The organism is Nocardia sp. CA-136227, from assembly GCF_050955695.1.
GTDB lineage: Bacteria > Actinomycetota > Actinomycetes > Mycobacteriales > Mycobacteriaceae > Nocardia.
Genome location: NZ_CP192081.1, coordinates 4,333,097 through 4,351,324, shown reverse-complemented (window position 1 = coordinate 4,351,324; position 18,228 = coordinate 4,333,097). Strand labels below are relative to the sequence as shown.

The 18,228-nt window shown below is 69.6% G+C and carries 19 protein-coding genes; 14 read left to right on the top strand and 5 right to left on the bottom strand.

Annotated features, from left to right (window positions below; translation table 11 throughout):
* Positions 1-223 precede the first annotated feature (223 nt).
* On the top strand, positions 224-1,351 hold the full coding sequence (locus tag ACQP06_RS20000; protein WP_433666046.1) for a M24 family metallopeptidase: 1,128 nt from the start codon (positions 224-226) through the stop codon (positions 1,349-1,351).
* Between the two features lie 21 nt (positions 1,352-1,372).
* On the opposite strand, the gene ACQP06_RS19995 is transcribed toward ACQP06_RS20000, so the two are convergent.
* Positions 1,373-1,801 (bottom strand): PPOX class F420-dependent oxidoreductase, encoded by a 429-nt coding sequence (locus tag ACQP06_RS19995; RefSeq protein WP_357283913.1) that lies wholly within the window; start codon positions 1,799-1,801, stop codon positions 1,373-1,375.
* A gap of 67 nt (positions 1,802-1,868) precedes the next feature.
* Between ACQP06_RS19995 and ACQP06_RS19990 the strand changes: the two genes are divergently transcribed.
* Positions 1,869-2,630, top strand: coding sequence for an SDR family NAD(P)-dependent oxidoreductase (locus ACQP06_RS19990; protein ID WP_433666045.1), 762 nt, complete (start codon positions 1,869-1,871; stop codon positions 2,628-2,630).
* Positions 2,627-3,898 carry a precorrin-6y C5,15-methyltransferase (decarboxylating) subunit CbiE gene (gene cbiE, locus ACQP06_RS19985; protein WP_433666044.1) on the top strand — a complete coding sequence of 424 codons (1,272 nt, stop codon included), beginning with the start codon at positions 2,627-2,629 and terminating at the stop codon, positions 3,896-3,898. The genes ACQP06_RS19990 and cbiE overlap by 4 nt, the downstream gene beginning before the upstream one ends.
* Before the next feature lie 207 nt (positions 3,899-4,105).
* Here cbiE and ACQP06_RS19980 read toward each other — a convergent pair whose 3' ends face one another.
* Positions 4,106-4,642, bottom strand: coding sequence for a hypothetical protein (locus ACQP06_RS19980; RefSeq protein ID WP_433666043.1), 537 nt, complete (start codon positions 4,640-4,642; stop codon positions 4,106-4,108).
* A 442-nt stretch (positions 4,643-5,084) separates the two neighbouring features.
* On the opposite strand from ACQP06_RS19980, the gene ACQP06_RS19975 reads away from it, so the two are divergent.
* The 5 genes from ACQP06_RS19975 (at position 5,085) to ACQP06_RS19955 (ending at position 8,164) form a co-directional block, all read left to right on the top strand.
* Positions 5,085-5,567 carry a nitroreductase/quinone reductase family protein gene (locus ACQP06_RS19975; RefSeq protein ID WP_433666042.1) on the top strand — a complete coding sequence of 161 codons (483 nt, stop codon included), beginning with the start codon at positions 5,085-5,087 and terminating at the stop codon, positions 5,565-5,567.
* 101 nt (positions 5,568-5,668) lie between these two features.
* Positions 5,669-6,553, top strand: a complete 885-nt coding sequence (locus ACQP06_RS19970; protein ID WP_433666041.1) for an alpha/beta fold hydrolase — start codon at positions 5,669-5,671, stop codon at positions 6,551-6,553.
* A 131-nt stretch (positions 6,554-6,684) separates the two neighbouring features.
* Positions 6,685-7,431 carry a pirin family protein gene (locus ACQP06_RS19965; protein WP_433666040.1) on the top strand — a complete coding sequence of 249 codons (747 nt, stop codon included), beginning with the start codon at positions 6,685-6,687 and terminating at the stop codon, positions 7,429-7,431.
* 115 nt (positions 7,432-7,546) lie between these two features.
* Complete coding sequence (locus tag ACQP06_RS19960; RefSeq protein WP_357085479.1) at positions 7,547-7,750, top strand: cold-shock protein; 204 nt, start codon at positions 7,547-7,549, stop codon at positions 7,748-7,750.
* A gap of 156 nt (positions 7,751-7,906) precedes the next feature.
* A complete protein-coding gene (locus ACQP06_RS19955) occupies positions 7,907-8,164 on the top strand; it encodes a (4Fe-4S)-binding protein (protein ID WP_433666039.1) in 258 nt (85 codons plus the stop codon).
* Between the two features lie 152 nt (positions 8,165-8,316).
* Here the strand turns inward: ACQP06_RS19955 and ACQP06_RS19950 are convergent, their stop codons facing one another.
* Positions 8,317-8,721: a hypothetical protein gene (locus ACQP06_RS19950; RefSeq protein ID WP_433666038.1), complete on the bottom strand. Its 405-nt coding sequence runs from the start codon at positions 8,719-8,721 to the stop codon at positions 8,317-8,319.
* A 214-nt stretch (positions 8,722-8,935) separates the two neighbouring features.
* Here ACQP06_RS19950 and ACQP06_RS19945 point away from each other — a divergent pair, with 214 nt between their 5' ends.
* On the top strand, positions 8,936-9,697 hold the full coding sequence (locus ACQP06_RS19945; protein ID WP_433666037.1) for a sigma 54 modulation/S30EA ribosomal C-terminal domain-containing protein: 762 nt from the start codon (positions 8,936-8,938) through the stop codon (positions 9,695-9,697).
* A 144-nt stretch (positions 9,698-9,841) separates the two neighbouring features.
* Positions 9,842-10,801: an acyl-ACP desaturase gene (locus ACQP06_RS19940; RefSeq protein WP_433666036.1), complete on the top strand. Its 960-nt coding sequence runs from the start codon at positions 9,842-9,844 to the stop codon at positions 10,799-10,801.
* Between the two features lie 17 nt (positions 10,802-10,818).
* Here the strand turns inward: ACQP06_RS19940 and hsaA are convergent, their stop codons facing one another.
* Positions 10,819-11,982, bottom strand: a complete 1,164-nt coding sequence (gene hsaA / locus ACQP06_RS19935) for a 3-hydroxy-9,10-secoandrosta-1,3,5(10)-triene-9,17-dione monooxygenase oxygenase subunit (RefSeq protein ID WP_433666035.1) — start codon at positions 11,980-11,982, stop codon at positions 10,819-10,821.
* 201 nt (positions 11,983-12,183) lie between these two features.
* Here hsaA and ACQP06_RS19930 point away from each other — a divergent pair, with 201 nt between their 5' ends.
* The 4 genes from ACQP06_RS19930 to ACQP06_RS19915 all read left to right on the top strand — a co-directional run bounded on the left by ACQP06_RS19930 (position 12,184) and on the right by ACQP06_RS19915 (position 16,428).
* Positions 12,184-13,401 (top strand): Rieske 2Fe-2S domain-containing protein, encoded by a 1,218-nt coding sequence (locus ACQP06_RS19930; protein WP_433666034.1) that lies wholly within the window; start codon positions 12,184-12,186, stop codon positions 13,399-13,401.
* 66 nt (positions 13,402-13,467) lie between these two features.
* Positions 13,468-14,415 (top strand): universal stress protein, encoded by a 948-nt coding sequence (locus ACQP06_RS19925; protein ID WP_433666033.1) that lies wholly within the window; start codon positions 13,468-13,470, stop codon positions 14,413-14,415.
* A gap of 78 nt (positions 14,416-14,493) precedes the next feature.
* Positions 14,494-15,492, top strand: a complete 999-nt coding sequence (locus ACQP06_RS19920) for an Acg family FMN-binding oxidoreductase (RefSeq protein WP_433666032.1) — start codon at positions 14,494-14,496, stop codon at positions 15,490-15,492.
* Between the two features lie 36 nt (positions 15,493-15,528).
* Positions 15,529-16,428 (top strand): universal stress protein, encoded by a 900-nt coding sequence (locus ACQP06_RS19915; protein WP_433666031.1) that lies wholly within the window; start codon positions 15,529-15,531, stop codon positions 16,426-16,428.
* A gap of 66 nt (positions 16,429-16,494) precedes the next feature.
* On the opposite strand, the gene ACQP06_RS19910 is transcribed toward ACQP06_RS19915, so the two are convergent.
* Positions 16,495-18,222, bottom strand: coding sequence for a sensor histidine kinase (locus ACQP06_RS19910; RefSeq protein ID WP_433666030.1), 1,728 nt, complete (start codon positions 18,220-18,222; stop codon positions 16,495-16,497).
* Positions 18,223-18,228 lie beyond the last annotated feature (6 nt).

The window sequence follows — 18,228 nt, the reverse complement described above, 5'->3', positions numbered from 1 at the left end:
GACAGCGCCGCGGGGAGTCGGCGGGCTCGCGGGCTGGTTGCGGCGCATGGGCCGCGGGCGGGCCGAACAGTACGACGCGGCGCACACGTGGGGCATTCGCGGGTCGAAAGCTGCTCGGCGGCAGGGCGGTCGGGTGCTGCGGCGGTGGTGGCACCCGGCGGTGGGGGTGCGAAGTTCGGTGGTGGCTGGAGGGTGGCGGGGCGGGGGAGTAGCGTCGGATGGCATGAGCTCTCATGACGAGTCACGGTTCGCGGCGGAGGTCTATGGGGCGCGGTTGGAGCGCGCCGCGCGGTTGGCCAGGGATGCGCATCTGGACGCGCTGCTCATCACCCCCGGGCCTGACCTGCGGTTTCTCATGGGGTCGCGGGCGCAGTCGTTCGAGCGGCTGACGTGCCTGGTGATCCCGGCCAGCGGGGAGACGCCCTCGGTGGTGATCCCGAAGCTGGAGCTGGCCTCGCTGAAGGGGTCGGCGGCCGGGGAGCTGGGGTTGCAGATCGTGGACTGGGTCGACGGGGTCGATCCGTACCGCATCGTCAAGAACGTGCTCAATGCCGGTGCGCGCGTGGCGGTCACCGATGTGATGCCCGCCCTGCACCTGCTGCCCATCGCCGATCAGTTTGGCTCGCTACCGGTTTCGGCCACCCCGCTGCTGCGTGAACTGCGAATGCGCAAGGACCCCAGCGAGACCGAGGCCCTGCGGCGCGCGGGCGCGGCCATCGACCGGGTGCACGCCCGCATGGGTGAGTTCCTGCGCCCCGGCCGCACCGAGGCCGAGGTGGGCGCGGACATCGCCGCCGCCATCGTCGAGGAGGGCCACACCGAGGCCGACTTCGTCATCGTCGGCAGCGGCCCGCACGGCGCGGACCCGCACCACATGGTGTCCGACCGCGTGATCGAGCCCGGTGACGTGGTGGTCATCGATATCGGCGGACCGGTCGAACCCGGCTACTTCTCCGACTCCACCCGCACCTACGTGCTGGGTGAGCCGAACGAGGAGGTGGCGGCCCAGTTCGCGGAACTGGAACGCGCCCAGGCCGCCGCGGTGGCGGCCGTCCGCCCGGGCGTCACCGCCGAATCCATCGACGCCGCCGCCCGCGACGTGCTGGCCGCGGCCGAGCTCGCCGACTACTTCGTGCACCGCACCGGCCACGGCATCGGCCTGTCGGTGCACGAGGAGCCCTACATCGTGGCGGGCAACGACCTGGTCCTGCAGGAGGGCATGGCGTTCAGCATCGAGCCGGGCATCTACTTCCCCGGCCAGTGGGGTGCCCGCATCGAGGACATCGTCATCGTCACCGCCGACGGCTGCGAGTCGATGAACAAGCGTCCCCACGGGCTGACCCGGCTATGACCGCCGAGCCCCCGCGGCAGGTCAGTGGCCGAGGGCGGGGGCTCCCGGCTTGAACACGCTGCTGGCCAGCACGCGCTGCACCTGGATGGCGATGACCACGCGGGTCGGGTTCTCGCGGGGCTGGCGGTAGCGGCCGGCGTAGCGGTCGACGGCGTCGGCCACCGCGGCCGGGTCGTCGAGCACGGTGGCCGGTCCCTCGAGGGTGATCCAGCGCGGGCCGTCGACCTGGCTCACCGCCGCGTACCCGGAGCGGCGCACATTGTTGACCTTCACCGAGCCGTCGTTGGTGATGATGCGGGCGATCCCGGCCTCCGGATCCCAGGTGAAGCCGACGGCGACGACGTGCGGGGTGCCGTCGGCGCGCAGCGTGGACAGGGTGGCCAGGTGACGCTCGGTGACGAAGTCGGCGGCGGCGGGGGACAGTTCGGGGCGTGCGGCGGTGCTGGTCATGATTCGACGCTAGCAATCCACCGTCGGGCGCATCGGGCGGCGGTGCCCGGGTGGCACACTGTGGGCCATGGGTTTCGGATCGCGGGACGTCGACAAGGGCGTCGTACTGGTGCTGGGTGGGCGCAGTGAGATCGGGCTGGAAGTGGCGCGCCGGCTGTCGCCGGGCCGGGAGGTCATCCTCGCGGCGCGCGGCGCCGACCGGTTACAGGCACAGACCAAGGAGCTGCTGATCGCGGAGGCGGCGGCGGTGCACTGCGTCGAGTTCGACGCCGACGACATGGCCTCGCATCAGCCGCTGCTGGAGAAGATCATCGCCGAGCACGGGCGCATCGGTGTCGCGGTGGTGGCCTTCGGAATCCTCGGGGATCAGGAACTGGCCGAACAGGATCCCGAACACGCGGTCGCGATCGTGCAGACCGACTTCGTGGCGCAGGTCAGCGTGCTGACCAGTCTGGCGAACCTGCTGCGCGAGCAGGGCGACGGGCAGATCGTGGTGTTCAGCTCCATCGCGGGCGTGCGGGTGCGGCGCGCCAACTACGTGTACGGATCGGCCAAGGCGGGCCTGGACGGCTTCGCCACCGGCCTGCAGATGGCGCTCGAGGGCAGCGGTGTGCACCTGCTGATGGTGCGGTCCGGGTTCGTGATCGGCCGCATGACCGCGGGCATGAAGCCCGCCATCATGTCGAGCACCCCGGACCAGGTGGCCGACGCGGTGGTGGCGAGCCTGTACCGGCGCGCCCGCAACGTCGATGTGCCGCGGCGCATTCGGCTGCTGTTCATCGCCATGCGCTTCACCCCGCACGCGCTGTGGCGGCGGGCCCGCCGATGACCGACCTGCCCGTGCCGTCGGTCCCGATCGCCGTGATCGGGATCGGGGCCGACGGCTGGGACGGCCTGGGCGGTCCGGCGCGGCGCGAGATCGCCGCCTGCGACGTACTGCTCGGCTCCACACGGCAATTGGCGCTGATCCCCGAGGGCGAGACCGGTGCGGAGCGGGTGGCGTGGCCCTCGCCGCTGGTGCCCGCCCTCCCGGGCCTGCTACGCGAGTACGCGGACCGCAAGCTGGGTGTCCTCGCCAGCGGTGACCCCATGTTCTTCGGCATCGGCGTGACCCTGACGAAACTGGTTGGGGCCCAGGCGCTGCGCGTGCTGCCGCAGCCGTCGTCGGTGTCGCTGGCGTGCGCCCGCCTGGGCTGGGCGCTGGATGCGACGCCGGTCGTCAGCGCGGTCGGCCGTCGCGTGGAGACCGTGCTCCCGGAATTGTCGTCCGGCCGCAGGATTCTCGTCCTGAGCTCCGACGAGCACACCCCGGCCGCGGTGGCGGAGCTACTGGCGCGCAATGGATTCGGCGAGTCGGCTCTCACGGTCCTGGAACAGCTCGGCGGTCCCGCCGAACGCCTGGTGGCTGGCACTGCCACCCGCTGGGATCACCCTCTCGGTGACGCGTTGAACATCATCGCGATCGACTGCGTGGCGGACCCGTCGGCACCGCGGCTGACTCGCCTGCCCGGCCTCCCCGACGAGGTGTACGACGGCGACGGCCAGCTCACCAAATCGGAGGTGCGGGCCCTCACCCTGTCGGCGCTGGCCCCCGCGCCCGGCGAACTGCTGTGGGATGTCGGCGGCGGGTCCGGCACCATCGCGATCGAATGGTGCCGCACGCACTCGTCCTGCCGGGCGGTCACGTTCGAACGGGTCGAGAGCCGCCGCAAGCAGATCGCCGCCAATGCCGCCGCCCTCGGCGTCCCCGGCGTCGATGTCCACGGCCCGGCCCCCGACGCCTTCGCCGACCTCCCGGCCCCCGACGCCTTCGCCGACCTCCCGGCCCCCGACGCGATCTTCATCGGCGGCGGCCTGACCCAGGACGGAATGTTCGACGCCTGCTGGTCCCGCCTGCGTCCCGGCGGCCGTCTGGTCGCGAGCGCCGTGACCGCCGAATCCGACAGCTTGCTCCTGCGTCTGGCCGACGAGCACGGCGGCATCCTGCGCCGCTTCCAGATCTACCGCGCCGAACCCCTCGGCGGCTTCACCGCCTGGCGCCCCCAACTCCCCGTCACCCATTGGGTGACGACGAAACCCGCCGCGCCACAAGATTAGCCACGCCGCGAGGCTCCATGGTGCGCAGCGAAATAGGCGCCGCAATGTCGGCGGTGTCGTGGGCAGGTTCCTGACGTGCGGTGCGCGTCGCCTCGAAATCGGCGCGATGCGAGGCGGTGCGTGACGCGCGGCCACCCACGCCGCGAGTTTGGGCGCGGCGTGGGTTGAGTGTGACGAGGTGGTTGGATGCGGCGTCGGCCCGCGCGGTCAGCCGACCGGAGGGAGTGCGAGGGGGCCGGGTTCGAAAACGGTGACCAGGACGACGATATTGCCGTAGGGGGCGGAGCCGTTGGCGAGGCGGTGGGCGGCCTTGGCCAGTGACGTGCGCCAGCCGTACTTCGCGTCGATCGCCGCCTCCACCTTGGTGAGGAGATCACCCTCGGGGACCAGGTTGGCGTGGCCCATGAGCTGACGGCTGCCGACGGCCGGGTTGCCGCGCCAGTCGCCGGGCTGGACCAGGACGCGGGGGTCGAGGGCGAGTTGCTCGGCTTCCGCGGCGAACGACGAGACGCGGAAAGCGAGGCCGTTGTCGCCGAAGGGAATCACCAGCCGCGGGGCGGTGACCAGTTGGCGGTGTCCGAGAGTCCGGGTGACCAGTGCGGTCTTGGCCTTCTCCCAGACCGTCGACGGCCGTGCCGCCGCGGCCTGGGCCGGTATGGTCCGGTCCGGTATGGCCGACACGGCCACCGTGGGTCGTGCGAACGGGGTGCGGCCGACCGCCGCGTCGATGGTCATATCGGTCATCGCCTTCGATCCTTCCGTGCCGGTTCCTCTGCCAGGGCTCGGTGTCGGGCGCGCGCGAGCCGGTGCGGTTCGGCACCAACACGGCGTTTGCCGTGTATTCGCTCATCAGGCGGCGACCCTCTCACTGTCGGTCGGTCCAACCGGTCCGCGCAAGAGCGACACACTGGGCCGCTCATTGAGTTTCGCCACTCGTCACCTTCGGGCCACCCTGCCCCAACGCATCTCGACGGCACTGAGCCCTCCTCTTCGATAGTCCCGGTGTTTCGCGGATCCGGCAACGACACTGGTCAGGCGCATGTGCGCCGGTAACGGAAAAGTCGCTCGAGGCGGCGTCAGTGGGACGCAGGCGCATTGGTGACGTGTCTCGAATCCCCGGTGGGCGGAACAGGTCGGTCTGGCTGGGGGCCGGGCTCGGGGGCCGGGTGTCGTGTTTACTGACGGTATGGCGCTGTTCGGTCGAATGGTCTCGGCCGGTTCGCGATTCGCGAATCGTCGCGGCATCTACCTGGGTCGTCGATCCACGAGAGTGCACGTGCGCGTCTATCGGTGGTCGCGCGGCCGGATCGGCGGGCGCGTGCCGGGTTGGCGGGGTGGCCGCATCCTGCTGCTGGACCACATCGGCGCGCGCAGCGGCGTGCGCCGGACCTCCCCGCTGATGTACGTCGAGGCGGATGACGTGCTGGCGGTCGCCGCGTCCAAGGCGGGGGAGCCGGCGAATCCCGCCTGGTTCCACAATCTGCTCGCGCACCCGGACACGGTCGTGCGGGTCGGCGGCACGGCGCGGCCGGTGCGGGCGCGCGTTGCGACCGCGGACGAACGGGAGCGGTGGTGGCCGCGGTTCGTGGCGGCGATGCCGGACTTCGCGTTCTATCAAGAGCGCGCGGGCGGACGGCTGATTCCGGTGGTGCTGCTCGAGCCGCGGTGAGGTCCCGCGCCGGGCTGTCCGTTCGGTCCGAATTGCCCTGCCCCCGTGTGGAACAACGTTGTTTGACCTGTTGGGGGCGGGTTTCGCCTAGGCTGGCCGACGTGAGTGCTGCCGTGTCGCGAACGATTGCTTTGCCGCACTGCCGGGTGAGTTACGCCGAGTACGGTGCGGGGGATGGGATGCCGGTGCTGTACTGCCACGGCGTCCCCGGAACGCATGTCGAGGGTGAGGCTTTCGACGAAGCCGGAGCCGCCGCCGGGGTCCGCGTCATCGCGGTCGACCGCCCCGGCATGGCGGAATCCTCGCTACCGGCGGGGGAGCAGGTCGCCGACTGGGCGGCCACCGTGGCCGCCCTGGCGGACCGGCTGGGCCTCAACCGTTTCGGTGTGATCGGCGTGAGCGGCGGCGGCCCGTTCGCCCTCGCCATCGCCGCACGCCTGCCCGATCGCGTCACCGGCGTGGCCCTCGTGTCCGCTCCCGCCCCGACTAGCGAACAACCCGCCGCCGAGGATCTCGACCCGGTGGCGCTGCGCCGGCGCAAGGGTTTGAACGTCCTGCGGCGCGTCCCATTCCTGGTCCACCCCATGGCCCTCGAGATGTCGGTGGTCATCCGCCGCCGCAACGGCGTCGCGGGCCTGGTCTCGCAGATGGCCCCCGTGGACCGCGACCGTGTCGAAGCCGACCCGGAGCTCTCCGCCAAACTCGACACAAACCTGCGCCGCAGCTTCGAACAGGGCAGCCGCGGTTTCGCCGCCGACATCCGCCTGGTCTTCACCCGTGACTGGGGTTTCGACCTGACCGAGGTGACCGCCCCCGTCCAGGTCTGGCACGGCGAAGCCGACGGCAACGTCCCCGCGGCCGATGGCACCCGCCTGGCCGCGGCCCTCTCGCGAGCCCGCCTGCACCTCGTGCCCGAAGCCGGCCACCTGCTGTTCGTCGAACGGTCCGCCGACATACTGGCCTCCTTGCGGGCCGATCTGTCCTGAGCCGCCGCGCCCGCGCCGGGCCACGCCGGCGATCACCGCCGTGGTGCGGTGTGAGGCGTGGCTCGGCCGGGAATGCCCGGCCGCCCGTCCGGCTTACAGAGGCGGGAGGGGTCGGCTGGTGGAGGTGAGCGATGGCGGTGCGTGAATCGGAGGTCCGGGTGGTCCCGGCCGCGGATCGGTGGCGGTGGCGGAGCGGGTGGCTCGATTCCCGGCAGTCGTTTCCCGCGACCGGCAACTTCGATCTGGCGGCGAACGCGCACGGCCTGCTCCTGATCCACAACGAGGACATCGTCGCTCCCGGCGAGGGGTTCGACACCCATCAGCACCGGGATATGGAGATCGTGACCTGGGTGCTGGAAGGCACTGTCGTGCACCAGGATTCGGCGGGCAATTCCGGCCTGATCCATCCCGGCATGGCGCAGCGCATGAGCGCGGGCGCCGGAATCATGCATTCGGAGCGCAATGGCGCGGGCTATCTGGAGCGGGAGCGGCTGCATGTCGTGCAGATGTGGGTGCCGCCCGACGAGTCCGGGGTGACCCCCGGCTATCAGGAATTGGATATCGCCGACCGGTTGACCGGTAACAGTCTGGTCACCGTCGCGTCCGGGATGCGCCGGGACCGCGATCGGACGGCCATCGCGATCGGCAACAGTGGAGCCGCCTTCCATGTGGCGAGGCTCGACCCCGGCCACGCCATCCAGGTCCCCGACGCGCCGTACGGCCATGTCTTCGTGGCCCGCGGATCGGTGGATTTCGAGGGCTCCGGCAGGCTGTCGCAGGGCGATGCGGTGCGCATATCCGCAGGTGGCGGGCACATTGTGACCGCGCTCGAGCCTGCCGAGGTGCTGATCTGGGAGATGCATACCGCACTTGCCTGAGTGTGTGCTCAGGCACGATTGTTAGAGATTATTTCCGAAAGGTGGCATTCTTTAAGGCTGAGAACGGGCTGTCGAACTGATCGCCCGGCTCGCTACAGAAAGAACGCATTCAGTAATGACGCAAGGCACTGTGAAGTGGTTTAACGGCGAAAAGGGATTCGGCTTCATCGCCCAGGACGGTGGCGGCGCCGATGTCTTCGTCCACTACTCCGCGATTACCGGCTCCGGGTTCAAGTCGCTCGATGAGGGTCAGCGCGTCGAGTTCGAAATCGGCGAAGGCCAGAAGGGCCCGCAGGCCCAGCAGGTCCGCGCCATCTAAGTCGTCGACCACGAGGAAGCCCGCGCATCACCGCGCGGGCTTTTTTGTGCCCGCGTCCGGCCACCCCGGGGCAACCTCGACAGCGAGCGTTCGGGCATGCTGATCCGGGAAGTGCGCACCACCTTCGCCCAGGCTCCGCCGACTGAAGGAGATCCCATGCCCCACGAGAAGTCGGACGCGATTCGCGAGTACTCCGCCCCCGGCGTCACCATCACCTGGGAGCCGGGCCGCTGCCGCCACGCCCAGGAGTGCATCCACGGCCTCCCCTCGGTCTTCGACCGCGACCGCCGCCCCTGGATCGACCCGTCCGCCGCCTCGGTCGACGACATCGTCGAGGTGATCGACCGCTGCCCGAGCTACGCCCTCGGCTACCGCACCGACGACGGCCGCACCCGCACCGCCCCGCCGGAGTAGCTCGGACCCGCGTGGTGTCGACCGGATCGGCCGCGGCCGGGATCGCGCCGATGGCGGCGGCGAGGAACACGGTGGCGGCCCTCCGAGTAGTTAATTGCCAAGGCTAACAATAATGCCGGGCGCAGCCCGGCAGCGTGCCGCGGTGGCTCTGGTCAACGGCCCTCGGAGTGAAGGACCTTCCCCTGATCACGGGAATCGGGGCGATCGAACCGCTGTGACTCTGGATTCGCCGATTCTGTTGCGCCGCTGAAGAAGTCGCGGTAGACCCGGAAAGCCATGGCCAGGTACGCGATGGTCTTGGGGATCATCAGCAGTCCCAGTTGCGGGATGCGGCGGGCCCACAGGATGACCGGGAGGTAGCAGGCGAAGGAGGCCGCCATGGCGTCGGAGAGGAAACGGAAGGTGCGGTCGCCGGTGCGGGTGGCCTCGCGGCGCATGAGGTAGATCTCGCTCGCGCCCACGGCCAGCAGCGGGACGTTGCGGTCGACGCCGTAGCCTTCCGGGGTTTCGTCCTTGTCCCAGTTGTTGAACGGGGTCGCCAGCAGGATCAACCGCACGAACGACAGTCCCAGCAGCGACCGGGTGAAGCCGTCCCAGGACCGCCGGAACCGCAGCCGCCAGGCAACTCCACTCCGCCTTGATCGCAGAAGAAGGCCATGCAGAAAGTCCGCGCATCGGTGACCTTCGGCCCTTCTCGGCACCATGCGAGGACCGGCACTCTCGGCAGGAACGGTGATGTGTCCGGTGTGCCGAGAGGGTGGAGGTGGTGCGATGCTACGGGCGTCCGAGGCGTGGACCTCGATGGCTTTTCCGGAAGTGGTCGTCGTCGCCCGAGGCCGGGTACCGGTGCTCGAAGGCGAGCGGTACGCCGGGGCGGTGGGCCGGCAGCTGCGGCGGATGCGGGCGGAAGACGGTGCGCGGCTGCGGATCACCGGGCCGAACTGCGATATCGGCCCCTATCTGGCTCAGGTGAATCTGTCGGTCGGTGGAATCCCGGTGCGGGTTCAGACACTGACCCATGGCGCGGGAGACGCCCTGCCGGTGGTCGTGCGGCTGGAACGCCGGATTCTGGCTCTGCGCACGGCATGGCAGCCGCGCACCTGGCCCGAGCCTGATCGTCGACCGTTGGACGCGCCCGGGCCGGGAATCGTCGCCCGCCGCAAATCGGTTCCGCTGCAGACTCTCTCGCCGTCGCACGCGGCCATGATGATGGACCGGATGGACTACGACGCCCACGTGTTCACCGACATCGAAACCGGCGAGGACGCCGTCGTCTACCGGGCCGGTCCCTCGGGGCTCCGGCTCACGCGCCAACGCAGTGTCCATCCGCCGCGCGCGGACGGCGATGTGGCCGGCCCGTTCGTCATGAACCCCCGCCCGGCCCCCACCCTCACCGAAGCCGATGCGGTGCAGCGGGTTTGCGAGAGCGGATTGCCGTTCCTGTTCTTCGCCGATCCGGCCACCGGTCGCGGTCGGCTGCTGTACCGCCGCTACGACGGCGATCTGGGTCTCGTCACCGCTGACGGCGGGTAACCGCGAGCCTCGAGCCTCACAGTTCTCTTCCCATATCGGTTGTCACACCCCGATGCGTGTCCGCTTCGCACGCGCATGCGGGGTAGGCGGCCGTGCTTCACCCACTCCCATTCCTGTTTCCGGAAATGAAAGGCGGACAATCCATTGGCGCGAGATCTGACTCAGCTGGAGATCCTGACCGAACTCGAATCCGATGCCGCGGCGGCGCTGAACCGGCATCTGTCGATGGCCAAGGACTGGCATCCGCACGACTACATCCCGTGGGACGAAGGCCGGAACTTCGCGCAACTGGGCGGAACCGACTGGGAGCCCGAGCAATCGCAGCTGTCCGAGGTGGCGAAGGCGGCGCTGATCACCAATCTGCTCACCGAGGACAATCTGCCTTCGTACCACCGGGAGATCGCGGAGAACTTCTCGCAGGACGGCGCCTGGGGCTCCTGGGTCGGGCGATGGACCGCCGAGGAAGCCCGGCACAGCATCGTGCTGCGCGACTATCTCGTCGTGACGCGTGGCGTCGATCCCGTCGCGCTCGAGAACGACCGGATGGCGCACATGACGAACGGTTTCGCCCCGCCCGTCGATCAGCTCACCGCACAGGGGCAGGCGGGATTCCTGTATTCGGTCGCGTACGTGTCGTTCCAGGAGCTGGCAACGCGGATCAGCCACCGCAATACCGCCGCGGTGTGCGACGACCCGATCGCCGATCGGATGCTGCAGCGCGTCGCCTTGGACGAGAACCTGCACATGATCTTCTACCGCACCCTGTGCGGTGCCGCCCTGGATCTCGTTCCCGATCAGGCGATGGAGGCCATCGATCTGATTGTGGAGAACTTCCGCATGCCCGGTGCCGGGATGCCGAACTTCCGGCGGCACGGCGTGCTCATGGCCAAGCACGGCATCTACGATTTGCGCCAGCATCTCGAGGAAGTGCTCGAGCCGGTCATGCGGCAGTGGAACATCTTCGGCCGCGACGATTTCGGGCCGCGCGGCGAACAGGCCCGGGAACGCCTCGCGGGATTCCTCGACAACCTGGCGAACAACCAGATTCCGCGTTTCGAGGAACAGCGCGACCGCGCACTCGCGCGGGACGCGGCCCGGGTCTGACCGTGAACGCCGCCGGGCTAGACCATCGTGTCGCCCGGCGGCAGCCCGAAGGCGTGGTTGCCGTACATGACGTGGACCCGCTCGGCGTCGTTGGCCGCGTGGACTCGCCCGGCGTGCGCGTCGCGCCAGAACCGCTGCAGCGCCGTACCTTCGGTCAGTGCCGTCGCCCCCGCGGCCTCGAACAGCCGGTCGATGGACGCGATGGCCCGCCCGGTGGCCCGGACCTGGTCGCGACGAGCGGCGGCCCGCAGCGCGAACGGGATGTCGCGGCCCGCGACGAGGTGGGCGTATTCCTCGGACACGTGGCCGGACAGTTGCCGCCAGGCGGCGTCGATATCGCTGGCGGCCTCTGCGATACGCACCTTGGCGAAGGGATCGTCCTTGGCCTGTTCGCCCGCGAACGCCGCGCGCACCCGCGTGCCCTGATGCTCGACGTGCGCGGTGTAGGCGCCGTACGCCATGCCGACGATGGGCGTGGAGATGGTGGTGGGATGGATGGTGCCCCAGGGCATCCGGTACACCGGATCGGGATTGACCTGCAGGCCGGGCGATTTCAGCTCGCTCATGGTCTGGAAGCTCAGGAAGCGGTGTTCGGGGACGAAGACCCGTTCGACGACCACGGTATTGGATCCGGTGCCGCGCAGTCCGACCACATGCCAGACGTCCTCGATGCGATAGTCGTCGCGAGGGATGAGGAACGAGCCGAAGTCGACGGGCTTGCCGTTGTCGAGCATCGGGCCTCCGACGAACACCCAGTCGGCGTGATCGCAGCCGGACGACCACGCCCACGCCCCGGTCACCAGGTAGCCGCCCGCGACCTTCGTGCCCGCGCCCAGGGGCGCGTAGGAGGAGGCGATGCGGGCGTCGGTGTTCGTACCCCAGACATCCTGCTGCGCTTGCTGCTCGAACAGTGCCAGATGCCAGTTGTGGATGCCGAGGATGCCGGCCACCCACCCGGTGGAACCGCAGGCGCTCGCGATCGTGCGCACGGTGTCGTAGAAGAGGACCGGGTCGGCTGCCGTTCCGCCCCATTGACGGGGCTGGAGCAAGGTGAAGAACCCGGTCTCCTGGAGGTCCTTGATGGACTGGTCCGGGATCCGGCGCAGCCGCTCGGTTTCATGGGCTCGTTCGCGCAGTGCCGGAAGTGCCGCTGCGACGCGGTCGGTGATTTCCTGGGTCATGTCGCGGAATGCTCCTGACTGTCGGGCGGCTGTCCGGCCGCCATTTGTAGAACACGTTCTCGTCAATATCGAGCACGGTTCCGGCAAGGGCTAGTGGAGCAAATGACCGAATAGTAGGGACTTTAGGCCATTGTCGCCGTGGTCGATCGTGTTCGAAGCTGACGCTGTTCTGAAACATGTTCTAATTGCGAGGAGTGTGTGATGGTGGCGAACCCTCAGGGCTACGGAGGCAAGGTCCGCGACATCGACGTGGGCTCCGCGCCCAGCCGGTACGCCCGGGGATGGCACTGCCTCGGCCTCGCCGATTCCTTCCGCGACGGTCGACCGCATCCGGTCGAGGCGTTCGGGACCAAGCTCGTCGTCTGGGCCGACAGCACGGGCGAACTGCGGGCGCTCGATGCCTACTGCCGCCATCTCGGCGGGGACCTCGCGACGGGAAAGATCAAGGGCGACAACATCGCGTGCCCGTTCCACGACTGGAGTTGGGGCGGTGACGGCAAGTGCAAGGACATCCCCTATGCGCGGCGGGTCCCGCCTCTGGCTCGCACGCGCTCGTGGCTCACGCTCGAACGCAATGGCCAGCTGTTCGTGTGGCACGACCACGAAGGCAATCCGCCCGCGCCGGGGGTGACGATCCCCTACGCCCCGGGTGCGTACATCGACGCCGCGGGCGGCAACCTCGACGCCATGAACCCCGGTTGGACGCCGTGGACCTGGCGCTCGATCCGCATCGAGGGCTCCCATTGCCGCGAGATCATCGACAACATCGTGGACATGGCGCACTTCTTCTACATCCACTACGCCTTCCCGACCTTCTTCAAGAACGTCTTCGAGGGCGAGGTCGCCACCCAGTACCTGGAGACCAAGGGTCGCCCCGACGTGGCGACCGGCGCCAAGTACGGCGGCGACACCTTGCTGACATCGCAGGCGTCCTACTTCGGGCCCTCGTACATGATCAACACACTGCTCAACAACTACGGCGGGTTCGAGGTGAGCAGCGTCCTGGTCAACTGCCACTACCCGGTCGGCCAGGACTCGTTCGTCCTGCAGTACGGCGTCAGCCTGGAGAAGCCGCGCGGCCTGTCCGATGACGCGGCCGACCGCCTGGCCGCCAAGATGACCGAGGGCATCGCCGCGGGCTTCCTGCAGGACGTGGAGATCTGGAAGCACAAGACCAAGATCGAGAATCCGCTGCTGTGCGACGAGGATGGGCCGATCTACCAGCTGCGACGCTGGTACGAGCAGTTCTACACCGATGTCGCCGCCGTCGACCCGAGATCGCGGCAGCGCTTCGAATTCGAGGTCGACACGTCCCGGGCCAACGAGGTGTGGGAGGCCGAAGTGGCAGCGAACCTGCGCGAGTCCGGGGTGGCGGCCGGGTCCCCGGGCGGTGGGGGAGGACGTCCCGCCGGAGTGTGACGTTGTTCTCTGTGGCCGATCCGGCGCGGGCGGGATGCTCGGGGCACCACCGATTCAGGAGATGCCATGGAAGACAGCGCCCGCCCCGCAACGACTTTCGACCCCGCCGGTGACGACGACCTGGGGGTCGTCGTCGGCACGGACGGGTCCGAGATCTCGTATCAGGCGGTGGCCTGGGCCGCCGCCGAAGCGGATCTGCGGGGGTGCGGGCTGCATATCGTCACCTCGTACGCGAATCCGATCGTGCCCGGAGCGGCGGAGCTGGGGCCCGACGAAACGCGAGATCTGCGCGTGCGGGGGGAGCAGGTCCTGGCCGACGCCGCGCGGATCGCCCGCCACACCGTGCCCGGCGAAAGCCTCCACATCGGAACCGAACTCATCTTCGACATGATCACCACGGCGTTGCTCGACCGTTCGCGAAGGGCCCAGGTGCTGGTGGTCGGCAATCGGGGGCTCGGTGCGCTGCGGCGGGCGGTGCTGGGGTCGGTGAGCACCGTGGTGGCCCGGCAGTCGCAGTGCCCGGCGGTCATCGTGCACGGTGTTTCGGAAACCGAGCCGGAGTCGGTGGCCAAGCCGGTGGTGGTCGGCGTGGACGGATCGCCGAACAGCGCTCCGGCCGTCGAGTTCGCCTTCGAGGAGGCCGCGCGCCGCAAGGTGGACCTGATCGCGGTGCACGCGTGGAACGACGCCACCGGCTTCGACGCGCCCGTCATGGGCTGGGAGTCGATCGAGAAGACCGAAGACGTGCTGCTGGGATCGGCGCTGGCCGGATACGCCGCGCGGTGGCCGGAGGTGACGGTGCACAGGGTGGTGGCTTGGGACACCCCGGCTCGGGTATTGCTCCACCATGCCGAGTCGGCCCAGTTGGTGGTGGTCGGCAGCCACGGCCGCAGCGGGTTCACCGGCATGGTGCTGGGCTCGGTGAGCACCGCCCTGCTGCACACCGCGCCGTGCCCGGTGGTGGTGGTCCGTCAGCCCTCGCGAAACCGGGCCGAAGAACCCGCGGGACGGTGACCTTCGGCCGTCACCGGCCGCCCGTGATCGGGCCATGCTGAAGGCAACAGCAACGCGAATTCCGAGGAAGGACAAGCGATGTCGAAACACCCCGATCCCGATACCGTCCGCGCCGCCCTGGCGCTGGCGGTGCGGGCGCCGTCGGTGCACAACACCCAGCCGTGGCTGTGGCGGGTCGGGGACACCACGGTGCACCTGTACGCCGACGACAGCCGGCGCCTGCCCTACACCGACCCCGACAGTCGTGAGCTCGTCGTGAGTTGTGGTGCGGCACTGCACCATCTGCAGGTCGCGTTGCGTGCGTTCGGCTGGGAGCCGGTCGTGCACCGGTTCCCGAACCCCGCGGAACCGCGGCACCTCGCATCGGTGGAGTTGCGGCCGGGCACCGTCGACGAGACAGCCGTCCGGGCGGCCCGCGCGATCGCGCAGCGACGCAGCGACCGTCGCCGCTTCACCTCGTGGGAGGTGCCGTCGGCGCAGGTGTCGGCGATCGCCGCCGCCGGTGCGGAGGCATCCGGGGTCCAGGTCCGCGAAGTCGACGCGAACGGTGAGCACGCCCGCCTGCTGCGCGCGTTCGTCGACGCGGCGACCGCACACCGTGGTGATGCGGCCTACAGCGCCGAACTGGCGCAGTGGAGCGGGCATCACGCCGACCCGCAGGGCGTTCCCGCGCGCAACGCGGTCGCGTCCTCGGACCCGACCGTGCGGCCGTTCGGCGACCCGCGCCTGCGCGAGGCGGTGGTTCGTGACACCGACGAGGAGGCCCGCATGCTGTTGGTGTGCACCGCCGCCGACGACCTGAACGCCTGGCTGGGCGCCGGCGAAGCGGCCAGCGCGGTGCTGCTCGAAGCCACGGTGCGCGGACTGGCCACCTGCGCGCTGAGTGAGCCGCTCGAGATCGCCGGAGTGCGGTCGAGGATCCGCCGGGATCTGCTGGGTGATTTCGGTTATCCGCAATTGATCATTCGCTTGGGCTGGGCGGCGACCAGCGCCGATCCGGTACCGGCCACACCCCGGCTGCCCTTGGAGGACGTGGTGCGGCCGCTCGAGCCCGTGATCCCGTCCGGCGAGAGCTGAGAACCCGCTACGGACAAGAAAACAGGAGAGATCATCATGACCGAGAACACTGTCCCGCAGGCGGATCCGAATCCCGCGATCGTCGTCGCGGTGGACGGATCGGCCGTCTCGTACCAGGCCGTGGCGTGGGCGGCGCTCGACGCCGCGCGGCACGGTTGCCCGTTGCGGATCGTCACCTCGATCTGCGCGCCGGTCGGGCCGTCGCCGACCGTCGTGCTCAGCGCCGAGGACATGGCGTGGCTGGAATCCGAAGGCGAGCGGGTCGTCGGCGAGGCGACCCGGATCGCCTCGGAGACACTGCCCGGCGAAGGCGTTCCGATGTCCTCGGAGGTCACGACCGAGCCGATCATCGCGCATCTGATCGCGCTCTCGCGGCACGCTCGCATGGTGGTGCTCGGCAGCCGCGGGCTCGGAGCGCTGCGGCGCGGACTGCTGGGCTCGGTCACCACCGCGGTGACCCACCACGCGCGCTGCCCGGTCGCGGTGATCCACTCGACCGCGGCGGCGGATCCGATCTCGGCCCGGCAGCCGGTGCTGGTCGGCGTGGACGGATCCGCGAACAGCGTCGCCGCGCTCGAGCTCGCGTTCCAGGAGGCGTCGCTGCGCAAGACCGGCCTGACCGCCCTGCACGCCTGGAGCGACGTCAGCGGGCCCTATATGCCGATGGCGGGCTGGGAGACGGTCGAGGAGCAGGAGCACGCGACCTTCGCCGAGGAGATGGCCGGATACGCCGAGCGTTACCCCGATGTGCCCGTCCGGCGAATCCTGGTGAAGGACAGGCCGGTTCGCTCGATGGTGGACGAGGCCGAGCACGCGCAGCTGGTGGTCGTGGGCAGCCACGGCCGGGGCGGGTTCCTCGGCATGCTGCTGGGCTCCACCAGCAATGCCCTGCTGCACGCCGTGGACTGCCCGATCATCGTCGTGCGCGGCGAGTGATCCGGCCGCAGCGGATGCGCGGTCAACCCGGTACGGGGTCGGCGGCGCACCCGCGCTCGGGTCCGGTCACTGCAACGGCACTGCCCAGCGCAGCAGGGTCCCCGCGCCGTCGGGATTGCTGCCGAAGGAGAACGTGCCGCCCAGCTGTTCGGCTCGGCGGGCCAGGTTCTGCAGACCGCTGGGGGTGATGGCGGCGGGAATGCCGCGGCCGTCGTCGGCGATCAGCACGGTGAGATCGTCGGAGACGTCGATGGTCACGGCGACCGTCTCGGCGTGCGCGTGCCGGACCGTGTTGGAGACCGCTTCGCGCACAACGGCTTCGGCGTGATCGGCCAACTCGGCCGCCACCACCGACAGCGGTCCGGAGATGCGCAACGAGGTGCGCAGTCCGGTGTCGGCGGTGTGCTTGCGGATGACGTCCTCGATCCGCTGCCGCAGCCGGGTGCTGCCCTCGGCGCCGCCGTGCAGGTCGAAGATGGAGGTGCGGATCTCCTGCACCACATCCTGGAGGTCGTTGATGACGTCGGAGATCCGTTCCCGGATCTCGGCGGACCGGGCGCGGGCCACGGTGCCCTGCAAGCTCAGCCCGGCCGCGAACAGTCGCTGGATGACATGATCGTGCAGATCCCGGGCGATGCGGTCGCGGTCGGTGAGCACATCGAGTTCCCGCATGCGCTGCTGCGCTTCCGACAGCTGGATGGCCAGGGCGGCCTGATCGGTGAAAGCCGCCGCCAACCCCTGCAATTCGTCCGAGAACGGGGCAGCCCCGGCCGGGCGGACCATGACCAGCACCCCGAACGTCGAGTCCTGTGCGTGGAGCGGCAGCACCATCGCCGGCCCGGCGTCGAGCGCGATGTCGAGGCCGAGATCGTCACTGCGGTCCAGGCTTTGGGGCAGGCCCTTCCGGAACGCCTGCCCGACCACCGTCCCGGAGGTCCGGACGAATCCGCTGTGCGTCTTGCCGTCGGGGCCCGAACACTGGCTGATCCGCAGGCCTTCCACATCGCCGGGGTCGCGGTCGGGTTCGTCGTCGACGGCCAGGAAGGCCCACACCGAGTCGGTGAGCGATCGCGCGTGCGCCACGACGTGTGCGAGAACTTCCTGGGGGGCGGTTCCGGCCAGAAACTCGGTGGCGATATCGCGGGTCGCCTCGATCCAGGCCTGGCGGGTGCGGCTGGACTGGTAGAGCCGCGCGTTGTCGATGGCGGTGCCCGCGGCCGCGGCGAGCGCCTGCACGATCACCTCGTCGTCCTCGGTGAACAGTTGCCCGCCGGCCTTCTCGGTCAGGTACAGATTGCCGAAGACCTCGTCGCGGATCCGGACCGGGACGCCGAGGAAGGTGCGCATCGCCGGGTGGTTGGCCGGAAAGCCCACCGACGAGGGATGGTCGGCGATGTTGTCCAGGCGGATGGTCTTGGGCTGGGTGATCAGCAGCCCGAGCACGCCGCGGCCCTCGGGCAGTTCGCCGATCTCGGCGCGGGTCGCCTCGTCGATGCCCTCGTAGATGAACTGCTCGAGCGGATCCTGCCCGTGCTGATCCTGTCCTCGTACGCCCAGAGCCCCGTAGCGGGCGTCGACGAGGCTGATGGCGGTGTGCACGATGGTGCGCAGGGTCTGATCGAGATCGAGCCCCGAGGTGACCGCGAGCATGGCCTCGACCAGACCGTCCATGCGGTCGCGGGCGTCGATGATCAGCTCCACCCGGTCCTTGACCTCTACCAGCAATTCCCGTAGCCGGAGCTGCGAGAGGGTATCGCGCACCGAGTAGGAGCCGTCCTGGGGCTCAACGGTCATATCGTC